The organism is Emticicia aquatica, from assembly GCF_923079645.1.
GTDB classification, from domain to species: domain Bacteria; phylum Bacteroidota; class Bacteroidia; order Cytophagales; family Spirosomataceae; genus Emticicia; species Emticicia aquatica.
Window position 1 is genome coordinate 187,668 of the sequence record NZ_CAKLPY010000001.1, and the last position, 14,393, is coordinate 202,060.

12 protein-coding genes are annotated in these 14,393 nt (G+C 34.9%); 1 reads left to right on the forward strand and 11 read right to left on the reverse strand.

The genetic code is table 11. The annotated features are described in order from the left end of the window. Positions 1–71: 71 nt before the first annotated feature. The 7 genes from MJQ71_RS00725 to MJQ71_RS00755 form a co-directional block, all read right to left on the reverse strand. Positions 72–608, reverse strand: coding sequence for a 5' nucleotidase, NT5C type (locus MJQ71_RS00725; RefSeq protein ID WP_238803801.1), 537 nt, complete (start codon positions 606–608; stop codon positions 72–74). 142 nt (positions 609–750) lie between these two features. Then, entirely contained in the window at positions 751–1,305 is a 555-nt protein-coding gene (locus tag MJQ71_RS00730; RefSeq protein ID WP_238803802.1) for a hypothetical protein, read from the reverse strand. Positions 1,306–1,399: 94 nt separating this feature from the next. After that, positions 1,400–3,811, reverse strand: a complete 2,412-nt coding sequence (locus MJQ71_RS00735) for a TonB-dependent receptor (protein WP_238803803.1) — start codon at positions 3,809–3,811, stop codon at positions 1,400–1,402. 125 nt (positions 3,812–3,936) lie between these two features. Then, entirely contained in the window at positions 3,937–6,921 is a 2,985-nt protein-coding gene (locus MJQ71_RS00740; RefSeq protein ID WP_238803804.1) for a glycosyltransferase family 117 protein, read from the reverse strand. 172 nt (positions 6,922–7,093) lie between these two features. Beyond that, the gene (locus MJQ71_RS00745; RefSeq protein ID WP_238803805.1) at positions 7,094–8,329 is read right to left on the reverse strand and encodes an MFS transporter; all 1,236 of its coding nucleotides are present in this window, start codon (positions 8,327–8,329) and stop codon (positions 7,094–7,096) included. 199 nt (positions 8,330–8,528) lie between these two features. Beyond that, complete coding sequence (gene dnaJ / locus MJQ71_RS00750; RefSeq protein ID WP_238803806.1) at positions 8,529–9,683, reverse strand: molecular chaperone DnaJ; 1,155 nt, start codon at positions 9,681–9,683, stop codon at positions 8,529–8,531. A gap of 103 nt (positions 9,684–9,786) precedes the next feature. Beyond that, complete coding sequence (locus MJQ71_RS00755) at positions 9,787–10,368, reverse strand: nucleotide exchange factor GrpE (protein ID WP_238803807.1); 582 nt, start codon at positions 10,366–10,368, stop codon at positions 9,787–9,789. Positions 10,369–10,540: 172 nt separating this feature from the next. Here MJQ71_RS00755 and MJQ71_RS00760 point away from each other — a divergent pair, with 172 nt between their 5' ends. Then, positions 10,541–10,930, forward strand: a complete 390-nt coding sequence (locus MJQ71_RS00760; protein ID WP_238803808.1) for a RidA family protein — start codon at positions 10,541–10,543, stop codon at positions 10,928–10,930. 58 nt (positions 10,931–10,988) lie between these two features. Here the strand turns inward: MJQ71_RS00760 and MJQ71_RS00765 are convergent, their stop codons facing one another. From MJQ71_RS00765 to MJQ71_RS00780, 4 genes are all read right to left on the reverse strand, one after another. Continuing rightward, entirely contained in the window at positions 10,989–11,639 is a 651-nt protein-coding gene (locus tag MJQ71_RS00765; RefSeq protein WP_238803809.1) for a response regulator transcription factor, read from the reverse strand. A 90-nt stretch (positions 11,640–11,729) separates the two neighbouring features. Beyond that, entirely contained in the window at positions 11,730–12,539 is an 810-nt protein-coding gene (locus MJQ71_RS00770) for a sensor histidine kinase (RefSeq protein ID WP_238803810.1), read from the reverse strand. 724 nt (positions 12,540–13,263) lie between these two features. Beyond that, the gene (locus MJQ71_RS00775; RefSeq protein ID WP_238803811.1) at positions 13,264–13,674 is read right to left on the reverse strand and encodes a hypothetical protein; all 411 of its coding nucleotides are present in this window, start codon (positions 13,672–13,674) and stop codon (positions 13,264–13,266) included. A 511-nt stretch (positions 13,675–14,185) separates the two neighbouring features. Then, positions 14,186–14,380 (reverse strand): cold-shock protein, encoded by a 195-nt coding sequence (locus MJQ71_RS00780; RefSeq protein WP_238803812.1) that lies wholly within the window; start codon positions 14,378–14,380, stop codon positions 14,186–14,188. Positions 14,381–14,393: the final 13 nt, after the last annotated feature.

The window sequence follows — 14,393 nt, forward strand, 5'->3', positions numbered from 1 at the left end:
TTAGGTTTTATTCTTTAGGATTTGCTAGAAAAATTAACCTACCTAAAGCCGTAATTTGAAACCTAATTATTTTATTCTCCGTCGAAAAAAGTATCAATTTCTCGCCAAGACTTGAAGCGTTGGTATCCTTCAATTTTTTGATTATGAATGGCATCAAACATAAGTGTTTTTCCTTTGAAAGTACTTAGGTTTTTTTCGTGGTCATCAATTAAATAATCAGCCGAAATAATGCTTTTATCGCCACAAAGAACAATGTTTTTCCATGAAATAAATGGAAAATGCTCTTCTAACCACTCAATTTTTTCTTTTAATGAATTAGGAAACTCTGTTGCCGCCGAAACGATAAAAATATCAAATCTTTCATGTAATTTCTTGATTACCTCAACTGCATCGGGCATCACCTCGAGTGTTCGAAAAAAGCCTGGTTTAAAAATTTCTTCTCTAACTACATGATAATGTTCTTCTTTTAAAACATCATAATAAGCTTTTCCTTGAAAATGATGGTCTTTAAAATTAGTGCCAATAATTGTATTATAAGTGTGTAAAATCTTTTTTCCTGCGGCCGCCATTACGTCGTCCATGTCAATTGCAATTCTCTTTTTTGTCATAGTTTCCTTAAAAAAATATTTTTACGAAGGTAATTATTTAATGGATAATGTAAAATGTAGAATTGAAAATTATTGTATTTGCACAAAAAAGCCACAAGTTTATGACTTGTGGCACTGAATCAATCGTTTAAATAACCGAATTCTATTGAATCGAAATATTAAAATCAATATTTACATCATCGCTTCCTGGAGTTGCTGTTCCGTCTTTGCTTGGCTTTCCGTTGATTGGTGGTTGATGGCGTAGTTGTACTTTCAATTTGCCTGTTGCTGCTGCACCTGTTTTTACGTTTCCTGTTAAGCCTACGTTAAAGTTTCGTGAATCCTTATCTCCGTAAGTATATGTCAATAAACTGCTCGGTGAAGGCGTATAAATAAATAAATGTTCGTCTTTTTCGGTCGCTACTTCATCGGTGATGTTATTTATTGGAGTCTTCGATTCGTCTAAAATTCCAATCGTTAAAGTGTAGTCTGTATTAGCTTTTAAGTTGATTGTTTCTACAATTGGAGCGGCACCACCGTCTCCATCGGGGTCGGCAAACTTGAATGTTTGCGTTGTTCCGCCACTCGAAAAATTTAACTTTACGCTCGTAACAAGTTCATTTTCTTCGACCGAATCAACCGAATCTTTTTTACAACTCGAAATGAAAAGCAAAAGGCTAATCATCAAATAGGTGAGTGGAATGAGGCTTCTTTTCATTGTTTTGTTAAATGGTTTATGAAATAATTTTGCAATTGCATTAATGTTGCAAATATATAAAACAAAACTCTCTTTTGCAGTATTGTTGCAAAAATTAAAATGAATATTTTGCCCGTAAAGCAATATTTCTGCCAATTTCGTCAGAAAAATAGCGGAAACGATTCAAATAGTCACGATAAACAGAATTGAATAAATTACTTACAGTCACAGAAATTCCTAAAGTTTGTTTGTTGCCAATAACAAATTGCTGGCTAATGGCTGCATTCCAAAGAGAATAAGCAGGCGGGGGAGGAGCGAAATCGCCTCCAAACTCGGAAAATATAATTTCTGAAGCAGGTATGTCTTTAAAGATAATCTTATTTGGTACTCGATTTTGTTTAAACACATAAATATTTGTGAGGGAAATGGTAGTTTTTTGCCATTCATATCGAAGTGTATTTTCCCAACGATTGGCAGGAATCAAAATTAATGGCTGATTATTGGTCAAATCTTGAGCTTCGAGGTAAGAAAATTTAGAATTTAATGAAATGTTTTTCAGAATTTGAAAATTAGCACTTAAATCAATCCCTCGAAAACGAGCATTGGTTTGTGTATAAAAAAACTCAGGAAATGCTCCTCGAATGGTTAAAGCTGGGCGGCCAGTTGGTGACAAAAAGATAAAATTATTGATAAAGTTATTGTATAAATGAATTTCAGATTGAACTCTTTTTGAAATATAATTGGCTGTTAATGAAAGGTTTAAAGCTACTTCTGGCACAAGATTTTCGTTGCCTCGCTCAAAACTTGCTGCCCCATGATGCACGCCATCGCTGTAAAGTTCGTTGACAGTTGCTGCACGCCAAGCAGAACTAATATTTGTCAAGAAATTCCATCGAGCATTGGGCCGAAAACTCGCTCCTAAAGTGCCTGTAACGTTTTCATTATTCAACTTATCAAGTTCAACACTTTGCGTTCCACGAGGGATACGATAAACATTCAAATGACGAAAATCATAGCGAAAACCTCCTTCTATTTCCCATTGTTTTTTTACGATTCGTTCAATGATAAATAACCCTGCCGTAAAATTCTTGAAATTTGGAATCAAAACTGTCGAAGTTCGAGGTTGAGTGAGTGTTCCAGTTGTGAGATTTTCCTGATAAAGTCCTGTAATTCCAGCCGAACCAGTCAATAATTTGAATAATGGTTTATGTTCAAAAAGTAATTCGCTGGTATAAGTAGTAAGTTTAAAAAGTTGAACAAGGTTTTTATCACCTCTCAAAATATCAATTTCTTTGCGAAAATCATATTGTCGTCCCAATGTAAGTGATAAATTTCCATTAGGATTTTTGTGTGTATTCTTGATTTTTAACAAATTATGCTGCACATCCTGATAAGGTCGTCCAATTGTGTAAGTAAAATTTTCTGGCGTGTAAATAGCTAATGGCGTACCCCGTTTAAGTGCTTCAGTCAGGTCGGATACATTTCCGATATGTGAGCCAGCAAAAATGCCAATTTTTGTATTAAATTGACTAAAGAAAATATCAGAAACCCAGTTTTTTATTTTATAATCAGCTGATAATGAGTAGTTTAATTCTGAAATTCCTGTATTTGCTAATCTATAATTTGGTGTCGAAATATCACCACCTCGTTTGATTGTTCCTTGTAAACGAAAACCAAAAGAGCAAGGATTTTTAGTTGAAAAGATTTTCCTCAAACCGCCTTCTAATATGCCCGAAGTGATGATTTGATGGCCATTTGAAAAGTAAATACTATTTATTTCGCCATTTATTTTGGTAGAATCGGGTAAAGCTTCTGGTTCGAGCATAATTACCCCAGCAATTGCATCCGAGCCGTAACGAACGCCTGCTGCTCCTTTTAAAACAGTGATTTTTTTTGCCACAAATGGGTCAATTTCAGGAGCATGTTCACTGCCCCATTGTTGGCCTTCTTGTCGGACTCCATTATTTAAAATTAAAACTCGATTTGAGTGCATTCCATGAATGACTGGTTTGGCAATCGAGCTGCCTGTTTGTAGTGTAGTTACCCCCGAAATTTGTTTTAAAGCTTCTCCAAGTGATTGTCCACGGGTTTGGTCGAGAGCAGCGTTTTCAAGCGTACTTTTGGTTTGAGTTAGATTTTCAATTTTTTGAGCTTTGATATCGATATTTGCTAAGTGTAGTTCACTTTCTGAAAGTTTTATATTTTGTTCCGCTCCATGTTCTAAATTTAGTGTGTAGGATTTTTCTTCATAACCAACAATTCGACCGATAACGGTATATTTTCCCTGACATATATTGGTGATTTTGTAAAAACCTTTTGCATCTGTGCTTACTCCTTTATTCAACTCTTTGATTAATACTACTGCTCCAACAATAGGTAGTTTAGAAACATCATCCAATACAATTCCTTGAATAAAGCAATCACATTCTCGATGAACTTCAGACTTAGTTTGTCCAAAAAGCACTTTAGTTCCCAGTTGAGGAATTAAATGAAGAATAATTATAAAAATGAAGTGTTTTTTTCTCATGTTATTGGTTTACCCAGTTTTTGAAACCACATAAAAGTAAATGCAACTATATTGCAAATATAATAAAAAATCCCCGCTGAACTATTCAACGAGGATTTTTTAAGGACATTCGTAAGAAAAAACTTTTATTGACTTACTCTTGCGTAGTATTTATTATAAAGTTCTTCGTAACGTTTTGCGGCAACTTCTTGGTTGTTTCTGCTACAAATGTTAGCAATTACCTGAAGATTACGTAGGTTGATTTGAAGATAATCTTGTACATTATCTGGCATCCATTCAGCACTTGAATATTTGCTTTTTTCAGTGAAATAAGCTAAGTTCCCATCGGCACGTTTGGTGATAGTTTCAGCAATTTCCATTGCTCTCTTTGTATCGCCTACTTCAAAATAATACATTACATAATTGGTGCAAAGTTGGTCGTAAGGAACAGCTTTATCAGGTAATACTTTATTAGCATAGTCTAAAACTTCTTTCGCTTTCGCTTTTTTGTATTCTCTTACCAATTGGTCTGCCAAACGCAAAAATGCTAAACGAGCAGTAATGATTGGTACTTTTAAATAGGTCTCAGAATCGTAATACACGTTTGGATTATCCATTCCTCTCCATGACATTTTCTTCAACATATTATTATACATCACATCAGTATTTGCAAAACCATCATCACCTTGACTTACTTTAATTGGCAATAATCGGTAAGCATAACCTTCCAATTGCATGTAATCTTTGAGGTTGAGGTAATTGTCATTGGCCAAAGTTCCTGCAAAATAAATCGGACGTTTCCAGTTGTTTTGAGCAATCATTTCGAGTTGCATCAAATCATTTTTCAACAAATCACGTTTGCCAATATTCCAAGTAATTTGACCAGTCAAATAAGGTTCAAATTGTTTTGGAACGAAACCTAATTTTTTTACATCTTCGATATTATAATTCAAGAAAAGACTATCAGAAGGCAACGAGTTGATGCTTTCTCCAGTAGTCAAAGGAATTTGAATTGCTGGGTCGTTTTTCTTTACTAATTCTAAATAATCTTTCAAGTTGATTGGGTCGTTCAGACGTTCAACGAAAGGAATTTGGTCATTTACTCCGCTCAATAATTGGTCGGTGGTAAAAGTAATCGGTAAGGCTTCTGACTCATAAGTTTTGCGTTTCATTTGCTCGCAATACCAATCTGTACCTAGCAAACTAAGGTTACACACACGCACGTCAGTTCGGAAGCCTTCAACTTCTTGTACGTACCAAAGTGGGAAAGTATCATTATCGCCACCAGTGAATAAAATAGCGTTTTTGGCACAAGAATTTAATAAGTTTTTGGCAAAATCAACTTGGTGGTAGCGGCCTGAACGGTCGTGACCTTTCCAAGTTTGTGGAGCCATAATTAACGGTACAGCTAAGCCCAAAGCTGTTGCAGAAATAGCCCTAGTTTGAGTGTTTTTGATAAATTTAAGGGCATAATCAAATAAACCCATAACACCTAGTCCAACCCAAATTGCCCAAATATAGAACGAACCAACATAGATATAATCACGCTCACGTGGCTCAACAGGCGGAGAATTTAGATAAACTACAAGGCCAATTCCTGTAAATAAGAACAAAAGGAACATAATTAAGGCATCTCTTTCACGACGGAAGTAGTGATAAAGTAGGCCTAAAATGCCCAAAAGTACAGGAATTCCAAAGAAGTTGGTGCGACCACGATTTTCTTTAATGGCAGGTGGTAAATTATTTTTTGTTTCAGTAATATTGGTTGGTCCAGCCCCTTCAATATCACTTGAGCGTCCCCAAAAATTCCATGCAAAATATCGCCAATACATATAACCCATCTGACGCTTAAACATATAGCCAATATTTGTGATAAGTGTTGGTTTTTGGTCGGGAGAAAGCCCCATTTCTTGGCGATAAATTTGTTGATGACCCGCATCCGAACTCCACATACGAGGCAATAGACTTTCACTATTTGGCCCCCAAACATAAGTTGGTTTGTAATCATAGATTTCATATTTATCCTTGCTCATTTTGTAAACAGGCTCACCATTTTCGATTGACTCTAGTTTTCCTGTGAAAACTGGGCCATAAAGTAATGGGCGGCTGCCATATTGCTCACGTTTTAAGTATGAAACGTAGTTCAAAACATTACTCGGATTGTTTTCGTTGATTGGCGGATTGTAATTTGAACGAATCAAAGCGATTGTGTAAGACGAATAGCCAATCAAAACAAAAGCAAATGAAAGTAAAGCTGTATTGGCAATAACCATTCCTTTCTTTTGCGTGTAGAAAATACCGTAAGCCAACGAGCCTATGAGTAAGATTACAAAGAAAATAATGCCTGAACTAAATGGCATTCCGAATGTATTAACAAATAGTTTTTCAAATGTAAAACCTAAAGATGGAAAGCCAGTAATCACCCCAACGTTTACTACGCCTAACACCACCATTCCGATTAAAAAAGCTATTATGCCGCCTTTCCAAGTGATTTTTTTGGCTTTTTTATAATAATATACCAATCCTAATGCGGGAATCGTAACGAGATTTAATAAGTGAACGCCAATCGAAAGACCTACTAAATAAGCAGTGAAAATCAAGAAACGGTTGGCAGTTGCTTCATCTTCGATGATTTCCCAACGGAAAGCCGCCCAAATAACGATTGCTGTGAAGAAAGATGACATTCCGTAAACCTCAGCTTCGACTGCTGAAAACCAGAATGAATCTGAAAAAGTATAAACTAATGAGCCAACTGCACTTGCCCCAATAACCAAAATTGTTTCGGTTGTGTTTAGTTCTTCGCCTTTTTTACCGAATACTTTACGTGCCAAAAGTGAGATTGTCCAAAACATAAACAAGATTGTAAAAGCTGATGCTATTACTGAAACCATGTTTACCATTAAAGCTACTTTTGTAACGTCGCTACCCGCAAGCAATGAAGCCATACGACCAATGAGTAGGAAAAGAGGAGCTCCAGCAGGGTGTGGGACTTGTAGTTTGTAAGAACAAGCGATGAACTCACCACAGTCCCAAAAACTGGCGGTTGGCTCAACGGTGAGTGTGTAAGTAAGGAGTGCAACGGCAAAAATCGCCCATCCGACGATATTATTGAGCCTAGTGAAATTGTTCATTTTTTGAGATTAGTGAATGAATATTCTCTTGATGGTTCAAAATTAGGGAATTTGCAGGATAATTAGGCAGAAAAGAAACTTAAATTATCTTAAAATACGGAAAATTCACAAAATTGAAAACAAGAATTAAAATAAAAAATCTTCTTATTGGGCAATATCATTAGAAGATTGTTTACGATTTTGGTTGTTTCATAAATTTACTGATGCCAACGATTAGTAATAATCCAACAATTAAATAGAGAACAGATGTGGCACTAATTGAAGCACTCATGCCATATTTTGTGCTGGCATAAGCAATGGCAATAGGGGCAATTCCGCCACCAAACCAGCCAATTGAATTCATAAATCCTACGGCAGTTGCTCGATTTTTCGGTTTCACAACATCATGCAACGATGCCCAAATATTGGCATCGTACAAACCTTTAAAATAACCAAAACCGATAAGTGCTACAATCAAAATGGGTATTGAAAGTGTCCAGCCTGCTAAAAATATGAAAGGAACACCCATCAACAATCCAATACTTTGAGTTATCATACGGCCGCCAAAATAACGTTTTGCTAATTTATCTGCTAAAAATCCACCTGAAATAACTCCAAGAACAGATGCCATTTGTAGATAAAAAGTAGCATTCAAACCTGCCATTGAAAGGCTCATATTGAATTTTTTATAAAGAAAAGAGGGCATCCATGTTAAGAAAATACTTGCCACAAAATTAGCTCCAACAAAAACGGTTACTAAAATCCAAACTATTGGTTTACTGAAAACCTGCTTGATATTATCTGAAATATTTCTTTGTTTCAAATCAAATAAAACGTGTGTATTCTCTTCAATTTCGGCTTGTCCTCGAACGGGTTCTTTCAAAAATCCAAGCAAAATGACTCCAAGTAAAACGCCAAGTCCACCAAAAAGATAAAAGCTTGTGTGCCAACCATAATACTGACCCATAAAACCAGCTACCGTTCCACCAGCAATCGTACCAGCATAAACACTCGATTGATGAAATGACATAGCTTTCGAGCGTGTTTCTTTGCTATGATAATCACTTAAAAGCGACATTGATGCAGGAAAATAAAAAGCTTCACCAAAACCTTCTAAAGCCCGACAAATGACAAGATGAACATAGTTTGTGGAAAGGGCCGTTCCGATTGTAACTAAAGACCAAAAAATAAGCCCACCAATAATAAGGGTTTTACGTGGAAATTTATCACCAACGATGCCTGCAATTGCTCCAAATCCTGCATAAACCCACATAAAAGCAGCACCAACAATACCAAGTTGAATATCGCTTAAACTCATTTCTTGTTTCAAAAGTGGAAATACAGAAAAGATAGCCTGACGGTCTGCGTAGTTAAAGAAACAAACAAACCACAACATAAAAACGACCCACCATTTGTAATTTTTGCTCATTTTTTGCTTTATGAGATTTTTGAAACTAATCGAATATTAATTAATTCTGCAAAATAGTTTGAAATATTTAATGCTGAAAATTTTTGTGCTTTTTTAATATTTATTATAAAAAATTCATTGTTTTATTCCTTTTTGGATAAATAAAAAACGGTTTGAACCAATAGATTCAAACCGTTTTTTATCGAATAATCTTTTAATCTTAATGAAAGAAATCTTTCATTTTATCAAAAATACTTCTTTCATTCTTATCAGTTTTTGGCTGAAAATTTGGCAGTGTTCTCATTTTTTCAAGAATCACTCTATCTTCTGCACTAATTGTTGTTGGCGTGAAGAGACTTACATGTACCAATTGGTCACCTACACCATAACTATTGAGTTCTTTTAAACCTTTGCCTTTCAATCGTAAAATTTCACCCGATTGAGTACCAGGCTTAATCACGATTTTTACTTTTCCACCAACAGTCGGAATTTCAACATCTTTCCCCAAAGCGGCATCAGCAAAATTTAGACGTAAATCGTAAATAATGTTGCTTCCGTCACGCTTGAGTTCGGGGTGTTCTTCTTCTTCAATTACAATCAATAAATCACCAGCAATACCACCACGAGTTGGCACGTTTCCTTTGCCAGTCATTGATAACTGCATTCCTTCGCCTACTCCAGCTGGAATTTTGATGCTCAATAAATCTTCGTTTAATTGTCTTCCTTCACCAAAACAAACATCGCAGCGTTCAGTAACAACTTTTCCTTCTCCTTGGCAAGTAGGGCATGGGCTAGTTGAAACCATCTGTCCGAGCATAGTATTGACTACCTTACGTACTTGTCCTTGCCCGTTACAGGTAGTACAAGATTTAAGAGACGTGCCATTTTTGGAGCCGTTTCCACTACAAGTATTACATGAAACGTAACGTTTTACTTTTATTTTTTTCTCAACGCCGTTAGCAATTTCTTCTAAGTCGAGCTTGAGTTTAATTCTCAAATCCGAACCTTTTCTCATGGCTTGTCCTCCACGGCGTCCGCCGCCACCACCACCGCCAAAGAAACTACCAAATGGACTGTCATCTCCGAAAACACTACCAAAAATATCTTCCATATTGACGCCTTGTCCACCTCCAAAACCGCCTGAACCACCCACACCTTGGTGGCCGAATTGGTCATAACGTTGGCGTTTTTCGGGATCCGAAAGAACACTATATGCTTCAGCTATTTCCTTAAATTTTTCTTCGGCAACTTTATCGCCTGGATTTTTATCTGGATGATACTGAATCGCTAATTTTCGGTAAGCTTTCTTTAAATCGTCGTCCGAAGCGTTTTTTGCAACGCCCAGTAATTCATAATAATCTTTTTTCTGTGCCATGTTTTTGTAAGATATGAGAAATGAGATATAAGAATTTTATAAAAGCTGATTTAATTCAGTGTTTAAATTAACTCATAATTGAATCTCATAACTCATCATTTTTTTAGTTTCCGACTACAACTTTTGCGTAGCGGATAACTTTATCGTTTAGGTAATAACCTTTTTCTACTTCATCAATGACTTTGCCTTTTTGGTCTTCTCCAGCGGCAAATTGTGTGATACATTCATGGAGTTCAACATCAAAGTCTTGTCCTTTTGAATCGATGGCTTTTACGCCTTTACTCGCCAAAGTTTTTTGCAATTTACTGAAAATCAGAGCAATACCTTCTTTTAATGGCTCGATTTCGGTAACAGTTTCAAACGATTTATTAGCTCGCTCGAAATCATCAATGACGGGAATCAGTTCTTTGATTAAGCTTTCAGAAGCATTTTGAATCATCTCAATTTTTTCTTTAGATGTTCTGCGACGGAAGTTCTCAAAGTCGGCATATAGTCGTAAATATTTATCTTTGGCTTCTGCAAGTTGGTTTTCTAGTGCCGAAATTGGGTCAACTTCTATTTCTGTTTCTGCATCTGTATCTCCGTTTTCTCCTTCTAGTTGTTCGTTATTTGTAGCGGAATCGTCGTTAGTATCTGTTGCTTGTTGATTATTAACTTGTTCCTGTTCTTCTTTATTCTCTGCCATTTTGTAATCTATTTTATTTTGTGCAAATTTCGACAATTATTTTGCCAATAGGAAGTTTACTGACAAGATGTCAGAAAAATAGTGGAATTATAGACTTTTTTTAACTACCTAAAAGACAAAATGCAAGTATTGTAAACCCAATTTTAATCAAAGTATAAAAAAAACAAAAACAATGGAAAGAGTAAATGTATCGACAGGAGCAAAATGGGAAGACATCATTGGGTATTCACGTGCAGTGAAAATGGGAAATATCATCGAAGTAACGGGTACTGTTGCTACTGATGGAAGTGGCGAGATTGTTGGGAAAAATGACCCATACATTCAAACAAAATTTATCATTTTGAAAGTAGAAAAAGTGCTAGAACAACTCGGTGCGAAACTTTCAGACGTAGTGCGTACCCGAATTTTCACGACTGATATTTCAAAATGGGAAGATATTGGTAAAGCTCATGGAGAGCTTTTTAGAGACATAAAACCTTGTACAACAATGGTTGAAGTGAATGCCCTAATTGGAGCAGATTATTTGGTAGAAATTGAATTTTCGGCTATTTTGAGTGAATAGTTGTGTTATGTTTTAGGAAGTACGTTGAAGAGATTTTAACTGCTTCCTAAATATACATTTACACCAAATGATTTCTTATCGCAAAAGCTACAAGACCTGCAGTATTTTTTAGTCCAAGTTTTTCCATCATTCGCAATCTATGACCTTCTACGGTTCGTGGACTTAACGAAACAAGTTCACCGATTTCGGCGGTTGTAAGTCCTTCGCAAATGTATTTTAAAACCTGTATTTCTCGTTCTGAAAGGTCGGTTTTATAATTGAAAATTTTATTTTCTTGTTGAGTTTTACGATTCATTTTACGAAGCATAATTTTACTCACAAAATCGCTAAAATAAATATCGGTTTCGTTGACTTTTCGTATAGCTTTTTCAACTTCTTCGGGGTCCGTGTCTTTCAATAAATAGCCATTTGCTCCAATTTCCATCAAATGAAGTACAAATTGGTCTTCATCATGCATTGAAAGAATCAAAACCTTTGTATCTGGAAATAGTTGTCTCACTGCTTCTGTGGTTTTAATGCCATCCAATACGGGCATTTGCAAATCCATCAAAACAACATCAATTGAATGATTTGGGAGTTTATCTAAGAATTCTTGACCATTAGTTGCTTCAAATATTACCTCAAAATCTGGTACTTGTTGCAGAATAGAAATCATTCCTTTCCGAAATAAACTATGGTCATCAACGACAGCTAACTGAATTTTTGACATGATTTTATTGAGATATGAGATACGAGAGATGAGATACAAGTATTTTTTACTTTCACTCAATTGGCTTTAAACCTTTTCTCTTATTCAATTTTAAATAGGTATTTCAATGATGGTTTTGGTGCCTTTCCCAATTTGTGATTTTATATCTAACGTTCCATCAATTACACTCAATCGACTTTCCATGTTTCGCATGCCTAAGCCTGATTTTGGGTCTTTGCGGGTATTTTCAAAATCGAAACCTTTGCCATCATCAGTAAAGGTAAAAATTATTTTATTGTTTTCAGTGGTAAGTCTCAACGAAATTTCTTTTGCATCGGCGTGTTTGAGTGCATTATTGACTAATTCTTGAATAAGACGATAAATAGTTAGCTCAATTTTTTTATCAAAACGTTGTTTAATATCAATTCCTTCGTGACTAAAAATAAATGATGTAGCCGAAGCTAAATGTACTTTTTGGATAAACTCATCAATCGAAGAAATGAGTCCAAATTCCTCTAATGTACTGGGAACTAGTTCTTTAGAAATCCTGCGTACCTGACTGATTGATTGTTCAAGTAATTCACGCGTTTGTTTGCCCATTGTAGCTAGGTCTTGGGCGTTATCTAATTTTCGGAGTAGTTGATTAAAACTCATCTTTGTAACCGAAAGCATTGCTCCAACTTCATCATGTAGATCTTTGGCTATTCGTACTCGCTCTACTTCTTGTACTTCTAAGGCCGACTCTAGGAGTTGGCGTTGCATTTCTGTTCTTAGTTCTTGTATTTGTTTTTGCTGATTAAGGTCTTTTCTGAGTTGTTTTTGTTGATAATAAGCTACAAATACAATCAAAACAACGCCCATTAAAAGTAGAATGGTCGTTCCGATAATTATTAAAGAATATGGATTTTCACTATCAAACATACAATGATTTTTGGTGATTTATTGACATAATTTCAATAAATATAGGGTTATTTTTTTTCATATTTACTTACAAAAAATGAAACACAAATGAGTAACCTAAAAAAAATATTGATGATTGAAATAATTGAATAGAAAAAGACAAATTTTTCATGTGGAGCGTCTGATGCAAGGATTTGCTTGCCAAATAAAAAAATGATTACGCTACCCGTTGAGTAAACAATCAGACCTGCACAGAGCCAAAATGGTGGATGTGTTAAAATGTTTTTTACAGAAGTTTCGGAAAGTAAAGTATTAAAATAAATAAATACAACAATTACATAACTTAGCCTATTCAATACATAAGGTACAAAGGCAAATTCAGCGAAATCGAATTTCCATATTCCTACAAAAACACAGGTGAATAATAAAAAAGCAATCAACCATTTTTTGAAATATTGGCTATTGAGTTGTAAAAAGACTAAACAAATAATTGTGACTTCTAATAATTCTGTAAAATTAAAAATATTTAAGTTGTTCTGGTTTTTAACTGAAATCCAGACTGATTGCAAATCCAAAAGAAAATGAACTATTATAAAATAGAACAATAGTTTATTTTCTTTTGACAGATATTTATAACTGATGATTCCAATTAGGAGAGGACAAAGAGTAATAACATCTGAAACTGCAATAAAGGGGTACTTATTTATTAAATAAATGTATCGCTCCCACATATTAAGTTTTGAGTTTATTCATTACACGCTTGAGGACAAGGCAAACCACCACCTACTGCATTTCCGTTTGGTTCGCCTTTTAGTGCAGAGGCATCAAATGGAATATCTTTGCCATTTTCATCAACTGGAACTAAAAATAGGCGAGGGCGTAGTTTTCCTCCTTCTTTGATATTGCCGTCTTTATCTTCTGGAGCGTGACCATAATAAATACGAATACCAAATACTTCTTTTCCACCACTGTTATTGAGCAATTTTGTAATAACTTCTTTGCCGAAAAGCTCGGCTCTTCTTATTTGCCCATCTTCATCATGGAATACATCTGATGATGCTTTTTTGCCTTTTATGTGTTCTACATGTTTTCCTACATGTTTTTCAACTTCCTTCTGTACGAAGAACGAACCAGCAGTGCGTATCTTTTCTTTCATTTTATTGGGTTGTTTATAAGGTTTTAATAATTTTTGCAGAAACTATAGTTTTATATTCACTTGAATTCAAAAATATGAATAAATTATATGTTTGCAAAAGTAAAATTATCTAATCAAATTTATAAAAACCTGATTATTAGTGTTTTATAAATTTGATTGGATGTTTGTTACGTAAAAAGACCTAATGAAATGCGTAAAAATACGTAGTGATTTTGTATTACATTCTATCGTAATTCTAGAGGAAGCTATATTTTTTGAACATTGACTGAATGTGTGCCTTTGAGACCATTAGCAACTTCAAAATCAATATGGTTGTTTTTACTGATATTTCTACCAACAAGACCTATTTAAAACAGCAAATAAATAATTAGCAATTTAAGGATATGTTTAAAAACTTGTAGTTTTTAAACATAATATATTCGTAGTGGATTTACAAAAATAAAAACCCTCACTATACGTATGTAATAGAGAGGGTTTTGTACTGAAGTCAATCGTAATTCAAGAAAAAAAACTATATTTTTTTCACGTTGACTGCATTCAAACCTTTGCGACCTTCAACAACATCATATTGAATGTGGTCGTTTTCACGAATTTTTATGCCGTTAAGACCTGTCACGTGAACGAAGATTTCTTGCCCTGAAGCATCATCAACGACAAAACCAAAGCCTTTAGTCTCGTTGAAGAATTTTACTACGCCTGTTTGCATTACAATAAAATAA

Coding starts and splice junctions, on each gene's coding strand:
- MJQ71_RS00725 (WP_238803801.1), bottom strand. CDS start 608: ATGACAAAAAAGAGAATTGCAATTGACATGGACGACGTAATGGCGGCC.
- MJQ71_RS00730 (WP_238803802.1), bottom strand. CDS start 1,305: ATGAAAAGAAGCCTCATTCCACTCACCTATTTGATGATTAGCCTTTTG.
- MJQ71_RS00735 (WP_238803803.1), bottom strand. CDS start 3,811: ATGAGAAAAAAACACTTCATTTTTATAATTATTCTTCATTTAATTCCT.
- MJQ71_RS00740 (WP_238803804.1), bottom strand. CDS start 6,921: ATGAACAATTTCACTAGGCTCAATAATATCGTCGGATGGGCGATTTTT.
- MJQ71_RS00745 (WP_238803805.1), bottom strand. CDS start 8,329: ATGAGCAAAAATTACAAATGGTGGGTCGTTTTTATGTTGTGGTTTGTT.
- dnaJ (WP_238803806.1), bottom strand. CDS start 9,683: ATGGCACAGAAAAAAGATTATTATGAATTACTGGGCGTTGCAAAAAAC.
- MJQ71_RS00755 (WP_238803807.1), bottom strand. CDS start 10,368: ATGGCAGAGAATAAAGAAGAACAGGAACAAGTTAATAATCAACAAGCA.
- MJQ71_RS00760 (WP_238803808.1), top strand. CDS start 10,541: ATGGAAAGAGTAAATGTATCGACAGGAGCAAAATGGGAAGACATCATT.
- MJQ71_RS00765 (WP_238803809.1), bottom strand. CDS start 11,639: ATGTCAAAAATTCAGTTAGCTGTCGTTGATGACCATAGTTTATTTCGG.
- MJQ71_RS00770 (WP_238803810.1), bottom strand. CDS start 12,539: ATGTTTGATAGTGAAAATCCATATTCTTTAATAATTATCGGAACGACC.
- MJQ71_RS00775 (WP_238803811.1), bottom strand. CDS start 13,674: ATGAAAGAAAAGATACGCACTGCTGGTTCGTTCTTCGTACAGAAGGAA.
- MJQ71_RS00780 (WP_238803812.1), bottom strand. CDS start 14,380: ATGCAAACAGGCGTAGTAAAATTCTTCAACGAGACTAAAGGCTTTGGT.